The 26716-nt window shown below is 71.1% G+C and carries 25 protein-coding genes and 1 tRNA gene; 13 read left to right on the forward strand and 13 right to left on the reverse strand.

The annotated features are described in order from the left end of the window. A partial coding sequence (locus IPZ69_RS39005) for a flavin-containing monooxygenase (RefSeq protein ID WP_235459471.1) occupies nucleotides 1-1507 on the reverse strand: 1507 nt, incomplete at its 3' end. A 186-nt stretch (nucleotides 1508-1693) separates the two neighbouring features. Between IPZ69_RS39005 and IPZ69_RS39010 the strand changes: the two genes are divergently transcribed. After that, on the forward strand, nucleotides 1694-2314 hold the full coding sequence (locus IPZ69_RS39010; RefSeq protein WP_235459494.1) for a MerR family transcriptional regulator: 621 nt from the start codon (nucleotides 1694-1696) through the stop codon (nucleotides 2312-2314). Nucleotides 2315-2443: 129 nt separating this feature from the next. Here IPZ69_RS39010 and IPZ69_RS39015 read toward each other — a convergent pair whose 3' ends face one another. Continuing rightward, entirely contained in the window at nucleotides 2444-3247 is an 804-nt protein-coding gene (locus IPZ69_RS39015) for an exodeoxyribonuclease III (protein WP_235459472.1), read from the reverse strand. A gap of 68 nt (nucleotides 3248-3315) precedes the next feature. Here IPZ69_RS39015 and IPZ69_RS39020 point away from each other — a divergent pair, with 68 nt between their 5' ends. Continuing rightward, nucleotides 3316-3792, forward strand: coding sequence for a GNAT family N-acetyltransferase (locus tag IPZ69_RS39020; RefSeq protein ID WP_235459473.1), 477 nt, complete (start codon nucleotides 3316-3318; stop codon nucleotides 3790-3792). A gap of 95 nt (nucleotides 3793-3887) precedes the next feature. Here IPZ69_RS39020 and IPZ69_RS39025 read toward each other — a convergent pair. The 7 genes from IPZ69_RS39025 to galU form a co-directional block, all read right to left on the reverse strand. Beyond that, a tRNA-Ala gene (locus IPZ69_RS39025) sits at nucleotides 3888-3961 on the reverse strand. Between the two features lie 99 nt (nucleotides 3962-4060). After that, nucleotides 4061-5305: a divisome protein SepX/GlpR gene (gene sepX / locus IPZ69_RS39030; protein ID WP_235459474.1), complete on the reverse strand. Its 1245-nt coding sequence runs from the start codon at nucleotides 5303-5305 to the stop codon at nucleotides 4061-4063. Between the two features lie 185 nt (nucleotides 5306-5490). Next, entirely contained in the window at nucleotides 5491-6141 is a 651-nt protein-coding gene (locus IPZ69_RS39035) for a GNAT family N-acetyltransferase (protein ID WP_235459475.1), read from the reverse strand. A gap of 20 nt (nucleotides 6142-6161) precedes the next feature. Continuing rightward, nucleotides 6162-6737 carry a MogA/MoaB family molybdenum cofactor biosynthesis protein gene (locus IPZ69_RS39040; RefSeq protein ID WP_235459476.1) on the reverse strand — a complete coding sequence of 192 codons (576 nt, stop codon included), beginning with the start codon at nucleotides 6735-6737 and terminating at the stop codon, nucleotides 6162-6164. Then, the gene (gene moaC / locus IPZ69_RS39045; protein WP_235459477.1) at nucleotides 6734-7246 is read right to left on the reverse strand and encodes a cyclic pyranopterin monophosphate synthase MoaC; all 513 of its coding nucleotides are present in this window, start codon (nucleotides 7244-7246) and stop codon (nucleotides 6734-6736) included. The genes IPZ69_RS39040 and moaC overlap by 4 nt, the downstream gene beginning before the upstream one ends. A gap of 89 nt (nucleotides 7247-7335) precedes the next feature. Continuing rightward, complete coding sequence (glp, locus tag IPZ69_RS39050) at nucleotides 7336-8658, reverse strand: molybdotransferase-like divisome protein Glp (protein WP_235459478.1); 1323 nt, start codon at nucleotides 8656-8658, stop codon at nucleotides 7336-7338. Nucleotides 8659-8663: 5 nt separating this feature from the next. After that, entirely contained in the window at nucleotides 8664-9566 is a 903-nt protein-coding gene (galU, locus tag IPZ69_RS39055; RefSeq protein WP_235459479.1) for a UTP--glucose-1-phosphate uridylyltransferase GalU, read from the reverse strand. A 95-nt stretch (nucleotides 9567-9661) separates the two neighbouring features. Between galU and IPZ69_RS39060 the strand changes: the two genes are divergently transcribed. Beyond that, nucleotides 9662-10282, forward strand: coding sequence for a 5-formyltetrahydrofolate cyclo-ligase (locus IPZ69_RS39060; protein ID WP_235459480.1), 621 nt, complete (start codon nucleotides 9662-9664; stop codon nucleotides 10280-10282). A 72-nt stretch (nucleotides 10283-10354) separates the two neighbouring features. Here IPZ69_RS39060 and IPZ69_RS39065 read toward each other — a convergent pair whose 3' ends face one another. After that, on the reverse strand, nucleotides 10355-13138 hold the full coding sequence (locus tag IPZ69_RS39065) for a penicillin acylase family protein (protein WP_235459481.1): 2784 nt from the start codon (nucleotides 13136-13138) through the stop codon (nucleotides 10355-10357). A 259-nt stretch (nucleotides 13139-13397) separates the two neighbouring features. On the opposite strand from IPZ69_RS39065, the gene IPZ69_RS39070 reads away from it, so the two are divergent. The 6 genes from IPZ69_RS39070 (at nucleotide 13398) to mscL (ending at nucleotide 19148) form a co-directional block, all read left to right on the forward strand. Then, nucleotides 13398-14903: a potassium/proton antiporter gene (locus IPZ69_RS39070; protein WP_235459495.1), complete on the forward strand. Its 1506-nt coding sequence runs from the start codon at nucleotides 13398-13400 to the stop codon at nucleotides 14901-14903. A 312-nt stretch (nucleotides 14904-15215) separates the two neighbouring features. After that, nucleotides 15216-16508 (forward strand): MFS transporter, encoded by a 1293-nt coding sequence (locus tag IPZ69_RS39075; RefSeq protein ID WP_235459482.1) that lies wholly within the window; start codon nucleotides 15216-15218, stop codon nucleotides 16506-16508. 67 nt (nucleotides 16509-16575) lie between these two features. Further along, the gene (locus tag IPZ69_RS47580) at nucleotides 16576-16893 is read left to right on the forward strand and encodes an FmdB family zinc ribbon protein (protein WP_235459483.1); all 318 of its coding nucleotides are present in this window, start codon (nucleotides 16576-16578) and stop codon (nucleotides 16891-16893) included. 99 nt (nucleotides 16894-16992) lie between these two features. After that, nucleotides 16993-17826 (forward strand): S-methyl-5'-thioadenosine phosphorylase, encoded by an 834-nt coding sequence (locus IPZ69_RS39085; RefSeq protein WP_235459484.1) that lies wholly within the window; start codon nucleotides 16993-16995, stop codon nucleotides 17824-17826. Between the two features lie 128 nt (nucleotides 17827-17954). Next, nucleotides 17955-18530, forward strand: a complete 576-nt coding sequence (locus tag IPZ69_RS39090) for a hypothetical protein (protein ID WP_235459485.1) — start codon at nucleotides 17955-17957, stop codon at nucleotides 18528-18530. 138 nt (nucleotides 18531-18668) lie between these two features. Continuing rightward, nucleotides 18669-19148, forward strand: coding sequence for a large conductance mechanosensitive channel protein MscL (gene mscL, locus IPZ69_RS39095; protein ID WP_235459486.1), 480 nt, complete (start codon nucleotides 18669-18671; stop codon nucleotides 19146-19148). Nucleotides 19149-19212: 64 nt separating this feature from the next. Here the strand turns inward: mscL and IPZ69_RS39100 are convergent, their stop codons facing one another. Continuing rightward, a complete protein-coding gene (locus IPZ69_RS39100) occupies nucleotides 19213-19389 on the reverse strand; it encodes a hypothetical protein (protein WP_235459487.1) in 177 nt (58 codons plus the stop codon). Nucleotides 19390-19559: 170 nt separating this feature from the next. Between IPZ69_RS39100 and IPZ69_RS39105 the strand changes: the two genes are divergently transcribed. From IPZ69_RS39105 to IPZ69_RS39120, 4 genes are all read left to right on the forward strand, one after another. Further along, a complete protein-coding gene (locus IPZ69_RS39105) occupies nucleotides 19560-20798 on the forward strand; it encodes a low temperature requirement protein A (RefSeq protein ID WP_235459488.1) in 1239 nt (412 codons plus the stop codon). Nucleotides 20799-20838: 40 nt separating this feature from the next. Then, a complete protein-coding gene (locus IPZ69_RS39110) occupies nucleotides 20839-21867 on the forward strand; it encodes a P1 family peptidase (RefSeq protein WP_235459489.1) in 1029 nt (342 codons plus the stop codon). A gap of 154 nt (nucleotides 21868-22021) precedes the next feature. After that, nucleotides 22022-23242, forward strand: a complete 1221-nt coding sequence (locus IPZ69_RS39115; RefSeq protein WP_235459490.1) for a L,D-transpeptidase — start codon at nucleotides 22022-22024, stop codon at nucleotides 23240-23242. A 157-nt stretch (nucleotides 23243-23399) separates the two neighbouring features. Then, the gene (locus IPZ69_RS39120) at nucleotides 23400-24146 is read left to right on the forward strand and encodes a DUF6227 family protein (RefSeq protein ID WP_235459491.1); all 747 of its coding nucleotides are present in this window, start codon (nucleotides 23400-23402) and stop codon (nucleotides 24144-24146) included. A 53-nt stretch (nucleotides 24147-24199) separates the two neighbouring features. Here the strand turns inward: IPZ69_RS39120 and IPZ69_RS39125 are convergent, their stop codons facing one another. Together IPZ69_RS39125 and IPZ69_RS39130 are read right to left on the reverse strand one after the other, a co-directional pair. After that, on the reverse strand, nucleotides 24200-24460 hold the full coding sequence (locus tag IPZ69_RS39125) for a hypothetical protein (RefSeq protein ID WP_235459492.1): 261 nt from the start codon (nucleotides 24458-24460) through the stop codon (nucleotides 24200-24202). A 108-nt stretch (nucleotides 24461-24568) separates the two neighbouring features. Further along, nucleotides 24569-26716: PTS fructose transporter subunit IIABC (locus tag IPZ69_RS39130; RefSeq protein ID WP_235459493.1), on the reverse strand; the 2148-nt coding region annotated here is incomplete at its 5' end.

Raw genomic sequence — 26716 nt, forward strand, 5'->3', positions numbered from 1 at the left:
CCTCGCCGAGGGTGTCGCTCTCGGACGTCTTGTTCGCCTGCGGGCGGAGCACCTCGTACTCCGCTAGGTCCACCCGTCGCGTGGCCCGCCGGAACTCGGAGGTCGTGCCGGGCCAGATGGTGGTGTTGCGGCCGCTCGCGTCCAGATACCAGCTGGTGCAGCCGCCGGTGGACCACACCGTGCGCCGCATGCGCTCCTGCACCGTGTCGTTCCACGCCTGGACGGCACCCGGGCGGGCGTCCAGGGCGATGCGGCCGCCGAGCACACCGAGCTGCCGGACGAAGTCGGCCATGTAGTTCAGCTGGGACTCGATCATCAGGATCATGGAGGAGTTCCCGAGGCCGGTGTTGGGCCCGATGATCGTCATCCAGTTGGGGAACCCGGCGGCCGAGGCCCCGCGCAGGGCCTGCATCCCGCCCTTCCACTCCTCGGCCAAGGTCGTGCCCCGCGCCCCGACCACCCGCTCGGCGATCGGCATGTCGGTGACGTGGAAGCCCGTACCGAAGATGATCGCGTCGACCTCGGCCTCGCTGCCGTCGGCGGCGACGAGCGTCGAGCCGCGGATCTCGTCGAGCCCGCCGGCGACCACGTCCACATTGGCCTTGGCCAGGGCCGGGTAGTACGCGCTGGACAGCAGGATCCGCTTGCAGCCGATGCGGTAGCCGGGGGTGAGCTTGGCGCGCAGCGCCGGGTCCTTGATGGCGCGGGCCATGTTGCGCCGGGCCAACTGCTCGACGAAGCCGAGCTCGTCGGGGTGCTTGGTGAAGGCCTGGACCTGCAACTCCCGGATGCCCCACAGCAGTCCGCGCCGCAGTTGCGCGGTGAACGGCAGGGAGCGGTGCAGCAGGCGCTCGGCGCCGCTGATGGCCCGGTCGATGCGGGGCATCACCCAGGGCGGGGTGCGCTGGAAGAGGGTGAGCTTCGCGACCTCGGGCTGGATGGAGGGCACGATCTGGATGGCGGACGCGCCGGTGCCGACCATCGCGACGCGCTTGCCGCGCAGGTCGTAGTCGTGGTCCCAGCGGGCCGAGTGGAAGACCTTCCCGGGGAAGGAGTCCAGGCCCGGGACGTCCGGCGTCTTCGGGTCGGACAGCGGCCCGGTGGCGGAGACGACGACGTCGGCACTGAGCGCCCCGCTCGCCGTCTCGATGTCCCAGCGCAGCCGCTCCGGGTCCCAGGTCATCCGCTTCACCTCGGCGCCGAACCGGATGTGCGGCCGGAGGTGGAAGACGTCGGCGACGTGCTCCAGGTAGGCGCGGATGTGCTCCTGCCCGGAAAAGGTGCGCGGCCAGTCGGGGTTGGGCGCGAAGGAGAAGGAGTACAGGTGGGAAGGTACGTCGCAGGCGCACCCGGGGTAGCTGTTGTCCCGCCAGGTGCCGCCGACGCTGTCCGCCCGCTCCAGGACGACGAAGTCGGTGATCCCCTCGCGGCGCAACCGGACGGCCGCCCCCAGCCCGCCGAACCCGGATCCGATCACCGCCACCCGTACATGCTCGTGCTCGGCCATCCCGAAGCCTCCAGGCGTCGCATAGGACTCGTTGAACCACGCCAGTGAACACTGGCGCAATGGGAGGGTAGAGCAGCTCCGTACCGATGGGTAGGGGTTGGGGAAAGGAAAGTTACCGGCGGTACAACATAGGCTGCTGGCGTGGCTGAAGACGGAGAACGACCCGGTGAGCAGCGCGAGTACCGGATGGAGGAGCTGGCGCGACTGGCCGGCATCACGGTGCGCACCCTGCGCTTCTACCGCGAGCGCAAGCTGATCCCGCCGCCGCGCCGCGAGGGCCGTATCGCCTGGTACGACGACCACCATCTGGCCCGGCTGCGCACGATCTCGGCACTGCTGGAGCGCGGCCACACCCTCAGCGGCATCGCGGAGCTCGCGGAGGCCCTCGACCAGGGCCGGGACGTCGCCGACCTGCTCGGCGTCGGCGCCCCCACCGAGGAGGAGCCGGTCCGGCTGACCCCCGAGGAACTCGCCGCCCGCTTCGAGGGCGAGGTCACCCCGGAGAACCTCGGCGCGGCCATGGAACTCGGCTACCTGGGCACGGACGGCGACGAGATCGTCCACATCAGCCGCCGCCTGCTGGACGTGTCCTCCACGCTGGTCCGCGAGGGCATCCCGCTCGCGGAGGTCCTGGCGGCGGCCGGCCGGGTGCGCGAGCACGCGGACGCCCTGGCCGAACTCTTCACCGAACTCGTCCTGCGCCACGGCCCGGAGGAAGACCTGCAGCGCCTGCGCCCGCTGGCGGCCGGCGTGGTGGCGGCGGAGCTGTCCCTGGCCCTGGACCGACGGCTGCGCAAACGCGCCTGAGGATCAGGCAGGTTCATCCCATCGGGGCAATTTCCGCACAACCTCAGACGGAAATGGTTTCGGACTTCGAGAGTGCTTGACTTTCACGCTCGGTGAATGCGTCGGCACAAGGCACAAGCGCTGAGTCCGTCACATCTCGAAGGTCACGGTCACAGGAGCGTGGTCCGACCACCGCTCCTCGTGACTGGCTGCCCGCTCCACCACTGCCTTGACGGCCCGTGCCGCGAGCCCAGGGGTCGCCACGGCCAGGTCGATCCTCCACCCTGAATCGTTGTCGAAAGCCCGCCCCCGGTACGACCACCACGTGTACGGCCCCTCGACATCCGGGTGCAGGGCGCGCACGACGTCGACGTACCCGCCGTCGGCCGGATCAAGGACGCTGCCGAGCCATGCCCGTTCCTCCGGCAGGAAGCCGGAGTTCTTGGTGTTGCCGCGCCAGTTCTTGAGGTCGGCCTGCTGGTGGGCGATGTTCCAGTCGCCGACCACGAGGACCTCGCGCCCGTCGGCGGCGGCTCGCGCGCGCAGCGCCTTCAGATGGGCGAGGAACTCGTCCATGAAGCGGACCTTCTCGTCCTGCCGCTCGGTACCGACCTCGCCGGCGGGGAGGTAGAGGGAGGCGACGGTGACCCCGGGCAGATCGGCCTCGACGTACCGGCCGCTCCCGTCGAACTCGGCCGACCCGAAGCCCACCTGGACGCGGTCGGGCTCGCGCCGCGTGTAGAGGGAGACGCCCGCGCGGCCCTTGGCGGCGGCCGGGGCGTGCACCACGTGCCAGCCGTCGGGCTGCCGCACGCCCTCGGGCAGCTGCTGCGGCTCCGCGCGCACCTCTTGCAGGCAGACCACGTCCGCGGAGGTCTCGGCGAGCCACTCCACGAAGCCCTTCTTCGCGGCGGCCCGCAATCCGTTCACATTCACAGAGGTCACAGTCAGCACCAGGGCACGATACCGGCACACTGGACGAGGCACCGTCCACCCCTCTGCATAGAAGTACGATGACCAGCATGAACATACAGCGCGTCCCGTTCGACCACCCCGACGCCGTCCGGCTCAACGACGAGGTCCAGGCCGAGTACCACGTGCGCTACGGCGACGGCGGCGACGCCACGACCCTGGACGCGGCGCACTTCGAGCCGCCGAAGGGCGCGTACCTGATCGCCTACGACGAGGACGGCCGCGCCGTGGCCACCGGCGGCTGGCGCAGCCAGGAAGCGAACGGCGAGGGGCACGAGGACGGCGACGCGGAGCTCAAGCGCATGTTCGTGATCGACGCGATGCGCGGCCGCGGCCTGGCTCGCCGCATGCTGGCGGCCCTGGAGGACGACGCCCGCGCGGCCGGCCGTGTCCGCATGGTCCTGGAGACGGGCACCAAGCAGCCGGAGGCCATCGCCCTGTACACCTCCAGCGGCTACGAGCCGTGCGTCAAGTTCGGCTACTACCGCGAGTACGAGTCGAGCCGCTGCTACGCCAAGCCCCTGTAACCCGGATCACGGGCGGCCCACTTGGGCCGGCTGTGCCTCGGCGTACACACGATGAAGCCCCTGTCGGCTACTGCCGACAGGGGCTTCATGCTGCGTGGACCTGAGGGGATTTGAACCCCTGGCCCCCTCGATGCGAACGAGGTGCGCTACCGGACTGCGCCACAGGCCCTTGCAACGAGTGAAACTTTAGCATCCCCGTCGGGGTGCTTGGAAATCCGTTCCCGGACTGGTCAGGGGCGGGGTCCGTCCCCGGCCGGCGCCGGGGACGTCACTCGTTGGCCGCGCGCGGCCGGTCGCCGTCCTCGTACTGGTCGAAGAGCGGCGTGCGCCCGCGCTCCCGTGCGCGGCGTGCGGAAGCGGCGCGGCGTGCGTCGCTGCGGCCGCCCGCCGGCTTGTCCTCGGCCGCGGGTGCCGGCTCCTGCTCCTCGGCCTCCCGCGTGCCCGGCTTCGCCGCCTGCTCGGCCTGCCCCGGCTGCTCCGGCTGCTCCGCGTGTTCCGGCGTGACGGCACTGGACCGCGCCGAGCTCCACGCGTCGGGCGCCCCGAGGTCCACGTCCGAGGTGGCGCGCGGCGCGACCGGCGCGGTCACGTACGTCGGCAGGGGCACCGGCACCGGGTCCCAGCTGTCCCCCTGCCCGGGCCGCCGCTGCCGCTCGCGCTGCTGGTCGACCCACTCCGCGTGGTCGGTCTGCTCGACGAGGGCGCGCCGGTCGGCGGCGAGGGCGGACAGTTCGGTGTCGGTGTCGGCGTCGATCTCTGGTCCCTCGTCCGGTTCGTCGGCGGCCGCGCCCTCGTCCAGCGGCGCGCGGCGGCGTGGCTGACGCTCCCGCAGCCGCTGCGCCGCGACCTCGGCCCGGCGCCGGTCCATCTGGAAGGCGAAGCGCCGGCGTTCCTGGGAGCGCAGGTAGGCGATGTACCCGCTCAGGAGGACGGCGGGCACGGCAGGCGCCCACAGGAAGGCGAGCCCGCCGACGGCCGCGACGACGGCCGCGAGCGTGAAGACGATGAAGAGCATCACCGTGGTGCGCCGACGGCGCGCGAGCACCTTCGTCCGCTGGGCACGCGCCGCTGCCGCCTGCGGCGAGGGCGCGCGCCGGGCCGTCGGCACCCGCTTCTGCGCGGGCGAGGGCGAGGGCAAGGAGGGCGATACCGGGGTCGAGGCCGAAGGCGTCGGCGCGGAGGGGGACTTGGGCTCGGTTACCGGGGCCTTGGGCTCGGCGTCCGCCCGCACCTGACGGCGCGTCGGAGGCACGGCGAAGGCCCGGACGTCCACCGAATCGGTGACGGCGTCCGGGTCGGCGTCGGGCTCCCCCTCTTGGCCGGAGCGCGCCCGCAGGTCCTTGGCGTATCGGCGCTCCATACCCGCCCGTCCGGACAGGAGCCGGATGGCCGTGCTGAAGCGTTCCGTCGGACGGGCCTCATTCAGCTCGTCCTGCCTACGGAGCCACATCGGCACCAAGTAGGCGGCCCAGGCCCCGACAATGACTGCGTAGATGAGGCCGCTGCTGCTCACGCCTCACACGGTAGAGGGGTTTGCGTGAGGCCATCTGCCAATTCGGCCGGTGTGTCGCACGATCTGGCTGATATTTCCAGCTTTTTTTCGACCGATGCGATCAGCGGGCCGCCGGAGCCGCGAATTCAATGGGCACGAGACGCTCATCCGGCGATCAATTTCGAACATACATTCAATTTCGCGGGCTACGAGGCATTCCCCGGGGTGCTCTGCGGATTCCGCGGTGTGTTGCGGGTGTCCGGCGTCGTCCCGGATCGTGCCCGCTGCCAGCGGTTCAGCAACCCCTCGGGCGCCTCTTCCGCGGTGAGCGCGAAGACGAGGTGGTCGCGCCAGGCGCCGTCGATGTGGAGATAACGCGGCCGGAGCCCCTCCTCGCGGAATCCGAGTTTCTCCACCACCCGGCGGCTGGGCCGGTTCTCGGGGCGAATGCAGACCTCGATGCGGTGCAGACCGACCGTGCGGAAACAGTGGTCCACCACGAGAGCGACGGCCGTCGGCATCACCCCGCGGCCTGCCACCGACTCGTCCACCCAGTAGCCGATGTGCCCCGAGCACATGGAGCCCCAGGTGATTCCGGCGACCGTCAACTGCCCGACCAGTTGCCCCTGGTACTCGATGACGAACGGCAGCATCCGGCCCGAGTGCGCCTCGGACCGCAGGTGCCGGACCATCTGCCGGTACGTCGGCCGGTGCGCGATCGGCCCGCTGGGCGTGGGCGGCGGAATGGTCGCCTCCCACGGACGCAGCCAGTCCCGGTTGCGCCGGTTGACCTCGCGCCAGGCCCGCTGGTCGCGCAGCTTTATCGGCCGGAGGACGATGTCGCCGTCCGCCAGCACGACGGGCCAGGATGGGCTGTTCAGCTCGCACCCCCAGAGCGTCTGGAGTGGTCGTCGCCGGCCGCGGCGGACTCAGCGTCCGGCCTGGGGTGGTCGCCGCCCCGGATCTGGTCGACGGCGTGGGCGAGCAGCGGCTCCAGGACGGCCAGCCCGTCCCGAACACCACCGCTCGACCCCGGCAGGTTGACGATCAGCGTCCGGCCGGCCACTCCGGCCAGCCCCCGGGACAGCGCCGCGGTCGGCACCTTCTCCCGTCCGAACGCACGGATGGCCTCGGCCATGCCCGGCACCTCGTAGTCGATCACCCGGCGGGTGGCCTCGGGGGTGCGGTCGGTGGGCGAGACGCCGGTGCCGCCGGTGGTGACGACGACGTCGTACCCGGCCTCGACCGCGGCACGCAGCGCGGCCTCCACCGGGTCTCCGTCCGGGACGACCTGGGGCCCCTCCACGGCGAAGCCGAAGCCCCTGAGGCCGTCGGCGACCATCGGGCCTCCCTTGTCCGCGTAGACGCCCGCGGCGGCCCGGTTGGAGGCGGTCACGACCAGCGCGCGGTACCGCGCGGGCACGCCCGCGCCGACGGTCGGCCCGGCGTTCACGCCCGGCTCCAGTCGCCCGACTTGCCGCCCGTCTTCTCCTCCACGCGTACGTCCGTGATGACCGCTCCCTTGTCGACCGCCTTGACCATGTCGATCACGGTGAGCGCGGCTACCGACACCGCCGTGAGGGCCTCCATCTCGACGCCCGTGCGGTCCGTGGTCCTAACGGTGGCCAGGATCTCGACGGCGTCGTCCGCGACCGACAGATCCAGTTTCACACCGGACACCGACAACGGGTGGCACAGCGGGATCAGGTCCGGGGTGCGCTTGGCGCCCATGATGCCCGCGATACGCGCGGTGGCCAGGGCGTCTCCCTTGGGCATGCCCTCGCCGCGCAGCAGCTCGACCACGCGGGGCGAGACCAGGACGCGGCCGCTGGCGCGGGCGGTGCGCGCGGTCACGTCCTTGCCGGACACGTCGACCATGCGGGCGGCGCCCGCCTCGTCGATGTGTGTCAGTCGGTCCTGCGCAGAGGGTCCGGGGGTTTCCCCCCGGGAAGGCATGGTCATGATGTGAGGCGCTCCCGGTCCCGGCCCGTCGCGGTGCGGCGCACGGGCCTGCTGTGCGCGACACGGTACCGCCAAGTCGGGGGACGCACTCAGCCGAGCAGGACCACCTCGACCTCGGTGCCCGGCTCGACGGACTCCATGTCCTCGGGGACGACGATCAGCGCGTCCGCCTGCGCGAGAGCCGCGATCAGGTGGGACCCGGCACCGCCCACCGGCGTCACCTCGCCGTCGGCGTACGCCCCGCGCAGGAACTGCCTGCGCCCCTTCGGGGAACTCAGCGCCTTGTCCGCCGTCAGGGTCGCCCGGGCCGTCGGCCGGTGGACGTCCGTCACCCCCATCAGGGTGCGGATGGCGGGGCGCACGAACAGCTCGAAGGAGACGTACGACGAGACGGGATTGCCCGGCAGCGCGAGCAGGGGCGTGTGGTCGGGGCCGATGGAGCCGAAGCCCTGGGGCTTGCCGGGCTGCATGGCGAGCTTGCGGAAGTCGATGCCGCTGCCCGCCTCGTCCTCGTCGCCGACGTGCGACAGCGCCTCCTTGACGACGTCGTACGCGCCGACGCTCACCCCGCCCGTGGTGACCAGCAGGTCGGCGCGGATGAGCTGGTCCTCGATGGTGGACCGGAGGGTCTCCGCGTCGTCGGTGACCGCGCCCACCCGGTAGGCGATGGCACCGGCGTCCCGCGCGGCGGCGGTGAGGGCGAAGCTGTTGGAGTCGTAGATCTGGCCCCTGCTCAGCGACTCACCGGGCTGGACGAGCTCGCTGCCGGTGGACATGACGACCACGCGCGGGCGGGGGCGCACCCGGACCGTGCCACGGCCGATCGCCGCGAGCAGCGCGATCTGCGGGGGCCCGAGGACCGTACCGGCCGCCAGTGCCTGGTCGCCGGCCTTCACGTCGCTGCCCGTCGCGCGGACGTGCGCGCGTGCCTCGGCCGGCCGGTAGACGCTCACCTGCCCGCCCGCGCCCTCGGGCGCCAGGCTGCGGGCGCGCATCCCGCTCACCGGGCCCTCGCCGAGGCCTCCGTCGGTCCACTCGACGGGGACGACGGCCTCGGCGCCGGGCGGCAGCGGGGCGCCGGTCATGATCCGGGCGGCCTGGCCGGGACCCACGCGCAGCGCCTCGGCCGAGCCGGCCGCGACGTCGCCGACCACCTCAAGGGCGGCCGGGAACTCCTCGCTCGCACCCGCCACGTCCGCGACCCGCACCGCGTACCCGTCCATCGAGCTGTTGTCGAAGGGCGGCAGCGAGACCGGGACCATGACGTCGTCGACCAGGACGCAGCCCTGGGCGTCGAGCAGTTGCAGTTCGATCGGTTCGAGCGGGCGGACGGTCGTGAGGATGTCCTCCAGGTGCTCGTCCACCGACCACAGGTGGTCCGGGCCGGCGGGGCGGGGCGCGGCGGTGCTCAACGTTGCTACATCTCCTCGGCTACGTAACTGCGAAGCCAGGTCCGGAAGTCCGGGCCCAGGTCTTCACGTTCGCACGCGAGTCGGACAATGGCACGCAGGTAGTCGCCGCGGTCGCCGGTGTCATAGCGGCGGCCCTTGAAGACGACGCCGTGCACCGGGCCGCCGACCTTCTCGTCCTGCGCGAGCTGCTGGAGCGCGTCGGTCAGCTGGATCTCGCCGCCGCGGCCCGGCTCGGTCTTGCGCAGTATGTCGAAGACGTGCGGGTCGAGGACGTAGCGGCCGATGACCGCGTAGTTCGACGGGGCGTCCGCCACGTCCGGCTTCTCGACCAGGCCCGTCACCTTGACGACGTCGCCCTCTTCGGTGGCCTCGACGGCGGCGCAGCCGTAGAGGTGGATCTGCTCGGCCGCGACCTCCATGAGCGCGATCACGCTGCCGCCGCGCCGCTCCTGGATCTCGACCATGCGCGCGAGCAGAGGGTCGCGCGGGTCGATCAGGTCGTCGCCGAGGAGGACCGCGAAGGGCTCGTGCCCGACGTGCGGGGCGGCGCACAGGACCGCGTGGCCGAGGCCCCTGGGGTCGCCCTGACGGACGTAGTGCATGGTCGCGAGGTCGCTGGACTCCTGGACCTTGGCGAGCCGCTCGGCGTCGCCCTTCTTCTCCAGGGCGGATTCGAGCTCGTAGTTGCGGTCGAAGTGGTCCTCAAGAGGGCGCTTGTTGCGTCCGGTGATCATGAGCACGTCGTCGAGCCCCGCCGACACGGCCTCCTCGACCACGTACTGGATCGCCGGCTTGTCCACGACCGGCAGCATCTCCTTGGGAGTGGCTTTGGTGGCCGGCAGGAACCGGGTGCCGAGGCCTGCTGCGGGAATGACAGCCTTGCTGATCCTGGGGTGCGACTGAGTCATGCCCGCAACCTTATCCGGTGCCTTTGATGGGAATCTGTGGCTCCGGTTAATTGGCTCTCATATGAGCGCATTCGGAAGGGTACGGGAGCGACCTGATGGATCACACCGGACGTACGGCGGAGCCTGACAAGCGAACGTTGCGGCGAGAGTTCCTCTCGGTGAGGAACAGGTTGACGGCGGATGACGTGCGCGAGGCCGCCGCCGCGCTGGCCGGGCGTGCGCTGGAGCTGCCCGAACTGGCGCGGGCCCGCACGGTGGCGGCCTACGTCTCCGTCGAGAGCGAGCCCGGCACACTCCCGTTGCTGGACGCGCTGTGCGCACGGGGCGTACGCGTCCTGCTCCCCGCGCTCCTGCCCGACAACGACCTGGACTGGGGCGCCTACGCCGGGGAGGGGTCCCTCGCGCGCGTCCAACACGGCGGGAAGATGGCACTCTTCGAGCCCGCCGGCGAGCGCCTCGGCCCGGACGCCGTCACCTCCGCCGACGTCGTGCTCCTGCCCGGCCTCGCGGTGGACGCGCGCGGGATGCGCCTGGGACGCGGCGGAGGTTCGTACGACCGCGTGCTGGCCCGCCTGGAGCGTGCCGGCGCGCACCCCGCACTGGTGGTGCTCCTGTACGACTCGGAGATCGTCGCGCACGTCCCCGAGGAGGCGCACGACAAGCCCGTGCACGCGGTGGTGACACCCTCGGGCGTGCGCCGCTTCGCGGGCACCTGACGCCCCTTCCGTTCAGGTGAAGAGGGCCCGCACGCGCGCGTGCGGGCCCTCTTCGGGATGTTCGTCAGCGGCTCACGGCTTGAGCACGAGCGTGTCGCTCGTGCTCCCGTCGACCGCCTTCGACGAGTACGACCACGGCAGGAGCTCGCCCTTGGCCCACTTGTCGGTCTGGTCGGTGTAGTGCGCGCTGTAGGCGTGCCCGGAGGCACCGGTGAGGTTGATCCACCGGGACTTGTCGAGCTCCTTGAGGTTGACCACCATCCGCATGGACGGCACCCACACGACGCCGTAGCCGCCGGCGGCGTTCCAGCCGGACGCGTTGACCGTCGCCTCGCCGCCGCTGAGCCTCCAGGGGCCGCGGTTGAGCACGTACTGCAGGAAGCCGGGGCCCTCGGTGCCCAGGGTCTGGTTCTTCAGGAACAGGCGGTGCAGGCGACCCCAGCTCCAGGTGTCGATGTCCTTGCCGAGCTTGGCGGTCAGCTCCCAGCGGGCGTCGATCATGGCACGGCCGAACAGCTCGTCACGGTTGTCGGCCTTGGGGCGGGTGCCCGCGGCGGGCGCCTTCCACCAGTCGCTGTTCTCGTCGTCCATGAGCCGCCGCACCACCTCGAACCAGCGGTCGCCGCCGTCCGGCTGCGCCTGGTCGGCGTCGCGCTCGCCGCACTCGCGGACCTTGGTGTCGTCGTCCACGGGCCCGGTGTCGTCGGTCTTGTCCATCCACAGGCACTGGCCCTTGACCCGCAGCTCCTTGGGCATCTTGTTGCCGAAGGCGAGCTTGAGGATGTTGCGCCACACGGCGTTGAAGTAGGCCGCGGCCGCGGAGTCGGCGTCCTGGGTGTAGTCCCAGCCTTCGAGCAGGCTCTGGGCCTCGCGGACGTCCTTGTCGGCGATGTTGATCTTCAGCAGCTTGGGCACCAGCAGCCTGGCGATCTCGCTGCTGTTGTCGAGCTGCATCTGGCGCATGTCGTCGGTGGAGATCTTGCCGCCGCCCTTGATCTTCGACTCGATCAGGTCGGTGATCCGCTGGCTGCGGGCGCCGTATCCCCAGTCCGTGGTGAGCGTGTAGGGGTACTTGTCCTTGTCGACGACGGCCTGGTTGGCGGTGACGATGTAGCCGCGCTTGGGGTTGTACTCGTAGGGCAGCTCGTCCTGATCGATGTAGCCGGTCCAGCGGTACTTCGAGTCCCAGCCCGGCGCCGGCAGGGAGCCGTCGCCCTCCCCGCGCGTGGGGATCTTTCCGGGCAGCGTGTAGCCGATGTGGTTCTCGGTGTCCGCGTAGATCAGGTTCTGCGAGGGCACGTCGAACAGCGCCGCCGCGGAGCGGAAGGCGCTCCAGTCGGCCGCCTTGTCGATGGCGAACACGGCGTCCATGGAGGTGCCCGGCTGCAGCGCGGTCCACTTCAGGGCGATGCCGTAGCCGTCGCCGCGGTCGGGGGCGGCGGAGTCGACGGTGGCCTTCCTGCCGACCTTGACGAGCTCGTCGTCGCGGTCGGAGAGCAGCGGCATCCCGTCCTTGGTCTGCCGGACGACGATCTTCTTGGACGAACCGCCGGCGACCTTGATGGTCTCCTCGCGGCTCGTGAAGGGCTTGACCTTGCCGTCGTAGAGGTACCCGTTGCTGCTGAGCTTCTCCAGGTAGAGGTCGGTGACGTCGACCCCGGAGTTGGTCATGCCCCAGGCGATGTTCGCGTTGTGACCGATGATCACACCGGGCATGCCGGCAAACGTGTAGCCGGTGACGTCGTACTGGCACTTGGCCGAGACGGTGCGGCAGTGCAGGCCCATCTGGTACCAGACGGACGGCAGCGACGCCGACAGGTGCGGGTCGTTGGCCAGCAGCGGCTTGCCGGTGATGGTGTACCGCCCGCCGACGACCCAGGAGTTGGAGCCGATGCCCTGGCCGTTGACACCGACGGCCGCCGGAACGTCGTCGAGGACCTTGTAGAGGCCCGCCAGCTGGCTCGTGACGCCCGAACCCGTCGTCGAGGAGCCCGCGGAGGTCGAGGACCCCGTCGTGCCGGTCGTGCCGGTCGTGCCCGTGGTGGCCGTCGTGCCGCTCGCGGCTCCGCCCTGCTGGAACGTCTTGGTGACCGCGTCGTACCGGCCCTCCCGGACTATCGCCTTGTTGCGGCCGTACGGGTAGTCCGGGTACAGGTCGGCGATCTGCTGGGGGCCGAGGCGGCTGGTCATCAGGGCGCGGTCGATCTCCTCCTGCATGTTGCCGCGCAGGTCCCACGCCATGGCCTTGAGCCAGGAGACCGAGTCGACCGGCGTCCACTTGCCCGGCGCGTAGTCGTTGGCGAAGCCGAGCGCCGCGTACTCCAGGGAGATGTCCTTGGCGTCCTTGCCGTCGAGGTAGGCGTTGACTCCCTTGGCGTAGGCCTGGAGGTACTTCTTCGTGGCCGGCGACAGCTTGTGCTCGTACTCCTGCTCGGCGATCCGGTCCCAGCCCAGGGTGCGCAGGAACTGGTCGTTCTCGACCTGGCCCTTGCCGAACATCTCCGACAGACGCCCGGAGGTCATGTGGCGGCGCACGTCCATCTCGTAGAACCTGTCCTGCGCCTGGACGAAGCCCTGGGCCATGAACAGGTCCTCGTCGGACGAGGCGTAGATCTGCGGGATGCCGTTGCCGTCCCGCTTCACGTCGACCGGGCCCGACAGGCCGTCGAGCGTGATCGTGCCCGTGGTCTGCGGGAAGGAGGCGCGCACGGTGCTGATCGACCAGTACGCCCCGTAGGCGACGCCCCCGATGATGGCCAGCACCAGCACGAGCACGATCAGTCGGGCTTTGCGCCCCTTCTTCCTGCCGGACTTGCCGGGCTTGTCACCCGTTGTGGCGGTGGTGTTGGGGGGCATCGCTGTCCTTGCTGTCCTAACGCGAGCGGCAGGCGGTCCTGGAGTGCTGGAGCAACCATAGGCGCAGGGCCCCGTGCCGCTTGACGCGGAGTCGGGAACCTACGCGGACGGACGTTCGATCTTGCCTCGGCAAGCGTCAAGAAAGCGTCAAGAATTAGGTAAGGTAACGAAGTACTTGGGTGCGGAGTCCCGCAGCCTCGGGTCTTGTGTACGTGTGCTTTCGCGTCCCCCGCGCGCTAGCCGGTGAAGGGAACCGCCGCTGACTGTCGACCACCTCAACCAGCTCCTGCTCGTCTGCTCTCTCGTCCTGCTCGTCGCGGTCGCGGCCGTGCGGATCTCCTCCCGCAGCGGGCTCCCCAGCCTGCTCGTCTACCTGGCGATCGGCGTCCTCATGGGCCAGGACGGCATCGGGAACATCCACTTCAACAACGCCGAGCTGACCCAGGTCATCGGATACGCGGCCCTGGTCGTGATCCTGGCCGAAGGTGGTCTGGGCACGAAGTGGAAGGAGATCGAACCGGCCCTGCCCGCGGCCTCCGCGCTGGCGCTGGTCGGAGTCGCGATCAGCGTCGGGGTCACGGCGGCGGGCGCGCACTACCTGATCGGGCTGGAGTGGCGACAGGCGCTGATCATCGGCGCGGTGGTGTCCTCGACGGACGCGGCGGCGGTCTTCTCCGTGCTGCGCAGAATTCCCCTCCCCGCGCGCGTGACGGGCACGCTGGAGGCGGAGTCCGGCTTCAACGACGCCCCCGTGGTCATCCTGGTCGTCGCCTTCTCCCAGGCGGGCCCGGTCTCGCACTGGTACGTGCTGATCGGCGAGATACTGCTGGAACTGGCCATCGGCGCGGCCATCGGGCTCGCGGTGGGCTGGCTCGGCTCCTGGGGCCTGCGGCACGTGGCGCTGCCCGCCTCCGGTCTCTATCCGATCGCCGTCATGGCGATCGCGGTCACGGCGTACGCGGGCGGCGCGCTGGCGCACGGCAGCGGCTTCCTGGCCGTGTATCTCGCCTCGATGGTGATGGGCAACTCCAAGCTGCCGCACTGGCCCGCCACCCGCGGGTTCGCCGACGGGCTCGGCTGGATCGCCCAGATCGGCATGTTCGTCCTGCTCGGCGTCCTGGTCACACCGCACGAGCTGGGCGACGACATCGTGCCCGCGCTCGTCATCGGGCTGGTACTCACGATGGTGGCGCGCCCCCTGAGCGTGGTGGCCTGCCTGACGCCGTTCCGCGTGCGCTGGCAGGAGCAGGCGCTGATGTCCTGGGCGGGGCTGCGCGGCGCCGTGCCCATCATCCTGGCGACGATCCCCATGGTGAAGGGCGTCGACGCCAGCCACCGCATCTTCAACATCGTCTTCGTCCTGGTCGTCGTCTACACGATCGTCCAGGGGCCGACGCTGCCCTGGCTGGCCCGCAAGCTGGAGCTCGGCGACGGGCCGGAGGCCGCCGACCTCGGCATCGAGTCGGCGCCCCTGGAGCGGCTGCGCGGGCATCTGCTGTCCGTCGCGATCCCCGAGGGCTCGCGGATGCACGGCGTCGAGGTCAACGAGCTGCGGCTGCCGGCCGGAGCCGCCGTGACGCTGGTCGTCCGCGAGGGGGAATCGTTCGTTCCTCTACCGGCGACCGTGCTGCGCCACGGGGACGAGCTGCTCGTGGTCGCCACGGATCCCGTCCGGGACGCCGCCGAGCGACGCCTGCGGGCGGTCGCCCAGGGCGGCAAGCTGGCCGGCTGGCTGGGGCTGGGCGCGAACGGCGCGGGGCGGTGACCGGCGGGCGCGGGCGGCGAGGGTGACGTGGGCATGCGCCGAAGGTGCGTTTTGTGCGGTTCACGCTCCCCGTCAATCCCAGGTCAGCGGTCCCACGGTGCTCATTTTCACAGGCCTGCCGCGCCCTGATCCCTGTACGATAAAGGCACCCTGATCGAACCAACTCTGCCTGACGCAGAGCTGGCGCGACCGTATGGCGGCCGGGACGCCCCCCTCAGTGGGCGCCGGTATCTACCGCAGTTCCGCGCAAGAGGACAGCTCTCGGCGCCCCTGAAAGGGGTCGCGCTACCAGGCGGCAGAAAGGCACGGGCCGTGGAATCCACGGTCACCTCCGAGCCGTCGAAGAACTCGGCACCGTCCCCCCGCCCGGGATACGGACAGCTGCTGCGCACCCGCGGCGCCTGGACGTTCCTGCTCCCCGGTTTCGCGGCGCGCCAGCCGTTCGCGATGCTCACCATCTCCATCGTGCTGCTCGTGCAGCACACCACCGGCTCGTACGGTGCCGCCGGCGCCGCCGCGGCCGCCACAGGTGTCTCCCTGGCCCTGTTCGCGCCCTACAGCGGCCGGCTCGCCGACCGCTACGGCCAGCGCGCGGTACTGATCCCCGGCATCCTCCTGCACACCCTGTCCGGACTGACCCTGACCGCGCTCGCCCTGGCGCACGCGCCCCTGTGGGCGCTGTTCGCGGCGGCCGTGCCGACCGGCGCCTCGGTCCCCCAGGTCGGCCCCATGGTGCGGGCCCGCTGGGGCGTGAAGCTCAAGGACTCGCCGCTGATGACCACCGCGGCCGCCTTCGAGTCCGTCACCGACGAGTTGACCTTCGTGGTCGGCCCGCTGCTCGCGACCGCCCTGTGCACCGCCGTGGACCCGGCCGCGGGCCTGATCACCGAAGCCGCGCTGACGCTGGTCGGCGGCCTGCTGTTCGCCGCGCGGAAGAGCACGCAGCCGCCGGTGACCGCCGACGGGCACGCGCGCGTGAAGCAGGCCTCCGCCCTGCGCGTCCCCGGCGTACGCGTGCTGGTCGTGACCTTCCTCGGCATCGGCTCCGTCTTCGGCGGCATGCAGGTCGGCCTCGCCGCGTTCACCGAGTCGATCGGCGAGCCCGGTCTGAACGGCGTCCTGTACGGCACCTTCGCGGCGGGCAACATGCTCTCGGGCATCGCCTGCGGCGCGATCGCCTGGAAGGTCGCCCCGCAGCGGCGCCTCGTCCTCGGCTACACGGCCCTCGCGCTGACCGCCTCCGCCCTGTGGACCGCCCACGCGGTGCTCCTCCTCGCGGGCCTCGGTCTTCTGGTCGGCATGTGCATCGCGCCCGCCCTGATCACCGGCTACACGCTGGTCGAGGAGCTGGTCCCGGCCGGCGCCCGCACCGAGGCCTTCACCTGGCTGACCGGCGCGGTCGCGCTCGGCCAGGCCGCCGCCGTCACCGTCGCCGGACAGCTGGAGGACCGGTTCTGGAACGGTGCCGGATTCCTGGTGCCGATGGCCGGTACCGTGCTCGCCCTCGCCACCCTCCTGGCACTGCGTTCGAGGCTGGTGACCCGGCCGCGAACCCGTACCGTGGCACGTGGCGTCGGTCACCGAGTGCCGGTGACGGTGGACTGATCCCCCGGAATACGTCACTATGGATCGTCGTTAGCACTCATCGAGTGAGAGTGCCAGGAGGAAGACAGTGCCCACCTACCAGTACCAGTGCACCGAGTGCGGCGAGGGCCTCGAGGCGGTGCAGAAGTTCACCGACGACGCCCTGACCGAGTGCCCCAACTGCGGTGGCCGCCTGAAGAAGGTGTTCTCCGCCGTCGGCATTGTCTTCAAGGGATCCGGCTTCTACCGCAACGACAGCCGCGGCTCCTCGTCGAGCAGCAGCCCCGCGTCGAAGCCGTCGAGCACCACCTCGACGAGCTCGTCCTCGTCCGACTCGAAGACGTCCTCTTCGTCTTCCACGTCGTCCTCGTCCTCGTCGGGCACCGCGAGCAGTTCCGCCGCCTGATACTCCTCACCGAAGACCCTGCCGTCGCGTGACGGCAGGGTCTTCGGCGTTCCCCGGCACCTGCGCCTGCGGGTTTCGCGGCCAGCTAATGTGCTCGTCATGGCGAACGCAGAGATCGGCGTAATCGGCGGCTCCGGCTTCTACTCGTTTCTCGACGAGGTGACCGAGATCCAGGTGGACACCCCCTACGGTCCGCCCAGCGACTCCCTCTTCCTCGGTGAGATCGCCGGCCGACGGGTCGCCTTCCTGCCCCGGCACGGGCGTGGACACCACCTGCCGCCGCACCGCATCAACTACCGGGCGAACCTCTGGGCGCTGCGCTCCCTGGGCGTCCGCCAGGTCCTCGGCCCGTGCGCGGTGGGCGGACTGCGTCCCGAGTACGGCCCCGGCACCCTGCTCGTACCGGATCAGCTGGTGGACCGTACGAAGTCCCGGACGCAGACGTACTTCGACGGGATGCCTCTGCCCGACGGCCGCATCCCGAACGTGGTGCACGTCTCCGTGGCCGACCCCTACTGCCCCGTCGGCCGGGCCGCCGCGCTGAAGGCGGCGCGCGGCCGGGACTGGGAACCCGTGGACGGCGGCACGCTGGTGGTGGTTGAGGGGCCGCGCTTCTCGACCCGCGCCGAATCGCTGTGGCACCAGGCGCAGGGCTGGTCGGTGGTGGGCATGACCGGCCATCCCGAGGCGGCGCTCGCCCGTGAGCTGGAGCTCTGCTACGCGTCGCTGACGCTGGTCACCGACCTCGACGCGGGCGCGGAGAGCGGCGAGGGCGTCTCGCACGAGGAAGTGCTGCGGGTGTTCTCCGCCAACGTGGACCGGCTGCGGGGCGTGCTGTTCGACGCCGTCGCGGCGCTGCCGGACAACGAGGCACGGGACTGCCTGTGCACGAACGCGCTCGGCGGCATGGATCCGGGCTTCGAGCTGCCCTGACGGAACTCCTCGTTCGCGTGGGCGAGTTTTCCACAACCCGCAGGTAGCCCACCGGCTCCGACGCGTTTCGGCGCGAGGCCTCATCGTGGCCTCGCAAGCCGATTCCTCGTCGCAGGTGGTGGATCCCCGTGCCCGTCTCTCCCTCGTCCTCCTTCCCTCCCGTCCCGTCGCCCCTTCCCTCGCCGCGCCCGCTGGGCACCGACGCCCCGGCCACGTGCGAGATCCCGCACTTCGCGCCGGTGCGCGTGCGCGGCGGGCGGTATCGGCTGCAGCGGCTCGTCCGGCATCGCCGGCGCGCCGTGGCGGCCGGTCTCGCCGTCACCGCGGCCGCGCTCGTGGCGGCCGGGCCGCGCGCCACGACGGACCCACCCCGCGGTGAACGGGCGCGCGGACATCCGGTGGCGGAGCCGGTACGGCGGCAGCGCGCGGTCGACAGCGTGGCCGCGCCGGTGCGGATCGCCGACGCCGCCACCGTCCGGCTGCTGCGTCCCGGCGACCGGGTCGACGTCATCGCCGCCGAGGACCCGGCGACGGGCGGCGACGCCCGGGTGATCGCGCGCGGGGCGCGGGTGACGAAGCTGCCGGAGCCCGTGGACGGCGGCGCGGAGAGCGGGGCGCTGGTCGTGCTCTCGGTGCCGCGTTCCACCGCGGCGCGCCTGGTCGGCGCGAGCGCGACGGCCCGGCTGGCGGTGACGCTGTGCTGAACCGCGTCTGTCGGCTCCTCGGTGATCTGCTGTCAAGTCGCACGATGGTGCCAAGAGACTGGACAGGATGGCCTAGCCGTGCCGTAGGTTGCGGAGCGTTTCGTTCCACAGCCCGAACGCACGAGGAGAGTCCCCGAGGTGAGCGAGAAGAAGAAGGAACCGAGCGTCTGGCATGGCTTCAAGGCCTTCCTGATGCGCGGCAACGTCGTGGACCTGGCCGTCGCGGTGGTCATCGGCGCGGCCTTCACGAACATCGTCAGCTCGGTGGTGAAGGGCGTCATCAACCCGCTGGTCGGCGCGGTCGGCACGCAGAACCTCGACAGCTACAGCTTCTGTCTGGAGGACCCCTGCAAGGTGGCCCCGGACGGGACGATCCAGAGCGGTGTCCCGATCCTGTGGGGCACGGTCCTGGGAGCCGCCCTCACCTTCGTGATCACCGCGGCGGTGGTCTACTTCCTGATGGTCCTGCCGATGGCGAAGTACCTGCCCCGGCTGGAGGCCCGCCGGAAGGCGCGCGAGGGCACGCACGAGGTCATCGAGGTGACCGAGCTGGAGGTGCTCAAGGAGATCCGCGACGCGCTGGTCGCGCAGCGCGGCTCGGGCCACGACCAGCGTTAGCGAAGTCCCCGCACGGCCGGGCTCAGCAGTGGTGGAGCCGGGTTCCGAGGTGGTGGGACCGGGTTCAGAGGTGGTGGGGCGGCTTCTCGTCGAGGAAGCGCTTCAGGTCGGCGGCGCTGTCGCGCTCGCCCCGCTCGCCCCACCCACGGTCCGTGTCGTCCGAGGACTGCTGGCTCAGCGGGTCGTCGAAGACCAGCGCGGCCTTCGGGTCGCGCGGCTCGGGTGCGGGGGCGGTGCTCATGCCCCAAGGGTACGGCCCTGTCGGCGGCCGGAGTCCAGGGCGGCGGCTCTCCCCCGCCCACGCGGACGCGCACGCCCCCGGACCTGGCCGTTCCCCGGAAACCGCGGGCCTTCGCCGCTCGGCAGTCCCTGCAGAAGATATTGGTGAGATTTTCTGCTGTGCTGGGAGGCATGACGTCGAGTTCCGCTTCGGCGCCCGTCTCCCCGGGCGCGCCACAGTCCCACAGACCACTGCGCCGGCTGACCGCGCGTGGACGCCACGAGGCCCATCGCGTCGCCTCGCCACTGGAGCTCTTCTTCGACCTGTGCTTCGTGGTGGCCGTGGCCCAGGCGGGCTCGCAGCTGGTGCACGCCGTGGCCGAGGGGCACGCGGGCAACGGCATCCTGAACTACGCGATGGTGTTCTTCGCCATCTGGTGGGCCTGGATGAACTTCACCTGGTTCGCCTCGGCGTACGACAACGACGACGTGCTCTACCGGGTCGTCACCCTGGTGCAGATCGCCGGCGTCCTGGTGCTGGCCGCCGGTGTCTCCTCCGCCTTCGCGAGCCACGACTACGTGCTGGTGCTGCTCGGGTACGTGATCATGCGCCTGGCGATGGTCGCGCAGTGGCTGCGGGCCGCGCGCTCGGCCGAGGGCGCGGAGCGGACGATGGCCCTGCGGTACGCGGGCGGGGTGCTGCTGTGCCAGGTCGGCTGGCTCGGGCTCGTGGTTCTGCCGGAGCCCGCACGTGTCTGGGTGTTCCTGGTCATGGCGATCGCGGAGCTGTGCGTGCCCGTGTACGCGGAGCAGCACCACCCCACGACCTGGCATCCGCACCACATCGCCGAACGGTACGGGCTGTTCACGATCATCGTGCTCGGCGAGACGATCGCCGCGGCCACGGTCGCCGTGAAGTCGGCCGCGAGCGAGAACGACGCCCTGGGCGAGCTGCTGCCGATCGCGGCAGGCGGTCTGCTGATCGTCTTCGCCGCCTGGTGGATCTACTTCGTGGTGCCGATCCACGGGCATCTGCGCTCCAGCAAGCAGGCGTTCCTGTGGGGCTACGGCCACTATCTGATCTTCGCGTCGGCCGCCGCGATCGGAGCCGGCCTGGAGGTGGCGGTCGAGCAGACGGTCGGCAAGGCGCACATCTCCACGCTGTCCGCCGCCGCGGCCGTGACCCTGCCCACGGCCCTCTATCTGCTCACCGTCTGGGCGCTGCACTCCCGCCACTTCAAGATCGGCATCGCCCAGCAACTGGTGCTCCCTTGCGCGGCGCTGCTGGTGATCTGCTGCACTTTCCTCGGCCGCTGGTCGGTGCTCGCGGCGGGCCTCGTGTCGGCGCTGACCGTGGTGACCGGGACGACACTGACGGCGCGCCTGGCCGCGCGCGGGCGCCGTGCGAAGGCGACCGCGCCCGCTGCCTGACACCTGCTGGCGCGCCCCCGTCCGGGACAGACTGTCCGCCATGACAGTTGACGCATTGACGGACGTCGCCGGACTGCGGGTGGGACACGCGACCCGGGCCGGCGACGGCTGGCTCACCGGCACCACGGTCGTCCTCGCTCCGCAGGGAGGTGCCGTCGCCGCCGTGGACGTGCGCGGCGGCGGCCCCGGCACCAAGGAGACCGACGCGCTCGACCCGCGCAACCTGGTGCAGAAGGTCGAGGCGGTCGTGCTGACCGGCGGCAGCGCCTACGGACTCGACGCCGCGTCCGGTGTGATGGCCTGGCTGGAGGAGCACGGGCGCGGCGTCCCGGTCGGGACGGACCCGGCGCATGTGGTGCCGGTGGTGCCCGCCGCCTGCGTCTTCGACCTTGGGCGGGGCGGGGACTTCCGGGCCAGGCCGGACGCGGCGACGGGGCGTGCGGCGGTCGAGGCGGCCGCGGCGAGCGCGCCGGGCGCACCGGTGCCGGAGGGCTGCGTGGGCGCCGGTACGGGCGCCGTGGCGGGGCAGTTGAAGGGCGGGGTCGGCAGCGCGAGCACCGTCCTCGACTCGGGGATCACGGTGGCCGCGCTGGTGGTCGTCAACGCCGTGGGCTCCGTGACGGATCCGGAAACGGGCCTGCTGTACGGGGAGTTGTGGCAGGGGCGGGCGCGGTATCCGCAAGCGCACATCCACGAGGCCGCACGCCGTCACCTCGCCGAGGTGGCCGCGAAGAACGCCCCTCCGCCGCTCAACACCACGCTCGCCGTGGTCGCCACGGACGCGGAACTCTCCAAGGCGCAGGCGCAGAAGGTCGCCGGCACCGCGCACGACGGCATCGCGCGCGCCGTTCGTCCGGTGCATCTGCTGCACGACGGGGACACGGTGTTCGCGCTGGCCACGGGGGCGCGGCCGCTGGACGCCGAACGGCCGCTCGCGCTCAACGACATCCTCGCGGCCGGCGCGGACCTCGTGACCCGCGCGATCGCCCGCGCCGTGCGCGCGGCCGAGTCGGTGGACGGGCCGGGCGGAGTGTGGCCGTCGTACGGGGAGTTGTACGGGGGCGAGTAGGGCGTAGTACGGCATCTCGCGCGGCCGTGGATTGTCCCGGTTCTGTCACGTGATGGCGTTCCTGCGGAACGGAGGGAACCCGGCCCCGCGCCGGTTCCCTCTCTCTCCACGCATCGGAACGGATCACTCACATCACACGAACCTGGAGCAGCCCGTGACAACGCCGGACATTGCAGCGCGGCGCGCACTGGTGGCCTGTGCCGCCCTGATGGTCGGCGCCCTCACCCTCACCGCCTGTGGTGGCGACGCCAGCGCCAAGGACGGGGACGACAAGGGCGGCAAGGACTCGGTCAAGACGTCCGCCGCGAAGATCGTGATCTCGGCCAAGGACGGTTCGACCAGCGCGTCCATCAACGCGACCGGCGTGAAGGTCAGCGGCGGCAAGCTGACCGAGGTGAAGATGACGATGGCGGGGTCGCAGCAGGCGGTGCAGGGTGCGATATCCGCCGACGGCAGCACCTGGAAGCCGAAGGAGCAACTGGAGCGCGGGACGAAGTACCAGATCGCGGCGACCGCGAAGGACGCGGGCGGGCGTACGGCGGCGGCCAACTCCATCTTCACCACCGTCACGTCGGCGAACAGCTTCATCGGGACGTACACGCCGGACAACGGCACGACGGTCGGCGTCGGCATGCCGGTGTCGTTCAACTTCAACAAGGTCATCACCGACAAGAAGGGCGTGCAGTCGCACATCACGGTCACCTCCAGCAGCGGCCAGAAGGTGGTCGGGCACTGGTTCGGGGCGCAGCGGCTCGACTTCCGCCCCCAGGACTACTGGAAGGCCGGCTCCAAGGTCACGATGAAGATCGACCTGGACGGGGTCGAGGGCGCGAACGGCGTCTACGGGGTGCAGAAGAAGACCGTGTCCTTCACGGTCGGCCGCTCCCAGGTCTCCACGGTCGACGTCAACACGCAGACGATGACGGTGGTGCGGGACGGCAAGACGCTCAAGAGCGTTCCGATCTCGTCGGGCAGCCCGGAGCACACCACCTACAACGGGCAGATGGTGATCTCCGAGAGGTTCACGCAGACGCGCATGAACGGCTCGACGGTCGGCTACGGCGGCGAGTACGACATCTCGGACGTGCCGCACGCGATGCGGCTGACACAGTCGGGCACGTTCGTCCACGGCAACTACTGGTACAACAAGGGCAACCCGCCCTTCGGCCGGCAGGGCACGAGCCACGGCTGCGTCGGACTCCAGGACGTGCAGGGCGCGCAGGGGGACACGACCGGCAAGTGGTTCTACGACAACTCGCTCATCGGTGACGTCGTGGTCGTGAAGCACTCCCCCGACAAGACGGTCTCCCCGGACAACGGGCTCAACGGCTGGAACATGTCGTGGAGCGAGTGGGTCGCCACAAGCACCGCCTGACCGGCCATTTCTGACTCCGTGTCGGGTCGCGCGGGAACCTTTCGCGCGGCCCGCGCGTTTTCCCTGCGTACGTTTTCTCGGTTCCCGGACATGATGTCCGACCGAGGGGCTACGGTATGCACCCACAAGGTGACATGCAGCAACGCCGGGAGAAGCCTTGAGCGTTCCGTACGAGACGGCAGCGTACGAACCAGCCGAGTCGCCCGAGTCTCCGGAGGAGCACCTCGCGCGACTCCTCGGCCGTGCCCTGAACTCCTTCGAGCTGCCCGACGAGGCCATAAGGCGCCTCGACTGCGCCCTGGCGCACGACAGTTCGCTGCACTCCGCGCACCACAGCGCGGGGCTGCACCGGGAGACGTACCGGCACACCTGGCTGCTCCCGGACGGTTCGGCGGTCACGCTGTGGGAGCTCGTCCACAACACCGCGCCGGGCAGCGACCCGCAGCACGAGGTGTACGTCGACGAGGAGGAACTGCGCGCGGCCACCGCCCGGCTGCCGTTCCCGCCGGACACTCCGGACTTCGAACTGCCGGTGCTGATGCAGCTCTCGGCGATCCCCGAGCCCCGGCACGTGTACGTGCCGGACGATTCGGCGGACCACGCGCGCCGGCTCCTGCGGCGCGCGGAGAACGCGGACCGGCCGGGCGCGGAGACGGTCGCCCTGCTGACGACGGCGTTCGCGCACCAGATCACCCAGGCCTTCGGCCGTCCGGGCCGGGCCGGCCGGGTGGGGCTGCGCTTCTCGCTCTACGAGCACGCGTTCCTGCTGCGCGACGGCAGGGAGCTCTCCCTCTGGGAGGTCGAGCACACGGCGACGCCCGACGGGCGCCACATGTGCGAGGTGTACGTGACGGAGGACGCGGCCCGGGATGCCATGGAGCGGCGGGCGGCCCGGCAGTCCTGAGGGGGCCGCGGCTCGGCGCCGGACTCTGACACGAGTCGGCTGCCCGCTGTCGGCTATCGGTCGTCGAGTCGTCGTATCAGGCCCGCGAACGCGTCCTGCTCCGCCGGGGTCAGTTCGACGGATTCCATCGGGGGGCCCGCCTGGCGCTGCTGCGGCAGGGCGCGCAGTGGGCGCAGAGGGCGGCCGGAGCGCCGTGCGGCGGCCTCGGAGCGGGAGTGGCGCAGGGTGTGCCTCAGGAGGATCACCCAGGCGGCGGTCACCAGGACCAGGCCGACGACGCCGACCAGCTGGAGAATCGAGACGTGCTCAGGCATACGCCCCAGTAGACACCACGGTCCGGGACTTTGGCCCCGGACCGTGACGTATCTCGCAGGTGCCGTGAACGACCCACAGCACCCCAAAGGGACAACCGTGGCGGGCCGTTAGGCCGCGACCGGCTGCTTCGGCTCCGTGGCCGCCGAGGTGGCGTTCGCCGTCGTACCGGCGTCCGCGGCCTGCGGGTTCTCCTTGCGCATGCCCTTCAGGACGACCACCAGTGCCGTCGTGACGCCCACGCCGGCCGCGATGGCGAGCAGGTAGAGGAACGGGTTGCCGATCAGCGGGACCACGAAGATGCCGCCGTGCGGGGCGCGCAGGGTGGCGCCGAAGGCCATCGACAGGGCGCCGGTGACCGCGCCGCCGGCCATCGCCGACGGGATGACGCGCAACGGGTCCGCCGCCGCGAACGGGATGGCGCCCTCCGTGATGAAGGAGGCACCCAGCACCCAGGCCGCCTTGCCGTTCTCGCGCTCGGTCTGGGTGAAGAGCTTGCCGCGCACGGTCGTGGCCAGGGCCATCGCCAGCGGCGGGACCATGCCGGCCGCCATGACCGCGGCCATGATCTTCATCGCGGAGTCGCTGGGGCTCGCGACCGCGATGCCGGCGGTGGCGAAGGTGTACGCGACCTTGTTGACCGGGCCGCCGAGGTCGAAGCACATCATCAGGCCGAGCAGGGCGCCCAGCAGGATGGCGTTCGCGCCCGTGAGGCCGTTGAGCCAGTCGGTCATGGCCTTCTGGGCGGAGGCGATGGGCTTGCCGATCACGACGAACATCAGGAATCCGACGATCGCCGAGGAGATCAGCGGGATCACCACCACCGGCATGATGCCGCGCAACGCCGCCGGGATGTCGATCCGCTGGATCGCCATCACCACGCCACCGGCGATCAGACCGGCCGCCAGACCGCCGAGGAAGCCCGCGTTGATCGTGAGGGCGATCGAGCCGCCGACGAAGCCGGGGACGAGACCCGGGCGGTCCGCCATGCCGTACGCGATGTAGCCGGCGAGGACCGGGATGAGGAAGTTGAAGGCCACGATGCCGATCTGGAACAGCAGGGCGCCCCAGCTGCCCGTCTGGGTCCACACGAAGTGGTCCATGACCGACGGCGCCTTGTTCACCTGCCAGCCGCCGATCGCGAAGCCGAGGGCGATCAGCAGACCGCCCGCCGCGACGAAGGGGACCATGTAGCTGACGCCGGACATCAGCCACTTGCGGAGCTTGGTGCCGTAGCCCTCGGCGGAGTCGCCGGCGCGCTCGACCGGGGTGCCGCCGGACGCCGCCGCCGTCACTTCGCCGCGCTCCGCCTTGCCGCGGACCTCGGCTATCAGTTCAGTGGGACGGTTGATGCCCGCCTTCACGCCGACGTCGACGGTGGGCTTCCCGGCGAAGCGGTCCTTGTCGCGGACCGGCACGTCGTGCGCGAAGATCACGCCGTCCGCCGCCGCGATCACGGCCGGGTCGAGCCGGGTGAAGCCGGCCGAGCCCTGTGTCTCGACGAGGACCTCGACGCCGGCCTCGCGGCCCGCGTTCTCCAGCGACTCGGCCGCCATGTAGGTGTGGGCGATACCGGTCGGGCAGGAGGTGACGGCGACGACACGGAACGGCCGCTCGTCCGCGCCGGAAGTGTCGTCCCGGGCGGCCTCCGCCGCGCCGGTCGTACTGCCCGCCGCGGCGCCGGCGGAGGCCGCCCCCGGCGCCGCAGCGGTGCCTTCGGGGGCGCTCGCGGCGTCCTTCACGCCGTCAGATGCGCCGTGCGCGCCCGGGCCGGCTTCCACTGCCGCCTCCGCCTCGGCCTTGACCTTCTCCGGAGTCTCGTCCCCGCGAATCAGCGCGGCCGCCGCCCCGGCGTCGGCCACCGACCGCAGCGCGGTGGTGAATTCGGCGTTCATCAGCTGCCGGGCCAGTGAGGAGAGGATCGTCAGATGGGCGTCGTCGGCGCCGGCCGGGGCCGCGATGAGGAAGATGAGGTCGGCAGGACCGTCCGCCGCGCCGAAGTCGATGCCGGCGGCGCTGCGCCCGAACGCGAGTGTCGGCTCGGTGACGTGCGTGCTGCGGCAGTGCGGGATGCCGATGCCGCCGTCCAGGCCGGTCGGCATCTGCGCCTCGCGGGCGGCCACGTCGGCGAGGAAGCCCTCCAGGTCGGTCACCCGGCCCAGGGCCACCATGCGCTGGGCGAGGGCACGTGCCGCCGCTTCCTTGGTGTCGGCGGACAGGTCGAGGTCGACCAGGTCCGCGGTGATCATGTCACTCAT

This window comes from Streptomyces olivochromogenes, from assembly GCF_021538895.1.
Classification (GTDB): Bacteria; Actinomycetota; Actinomycetes; order Streptomycetales; family Streptomycetaceae; genus Streptomyces; species Streptomyces olivochromogenes_A.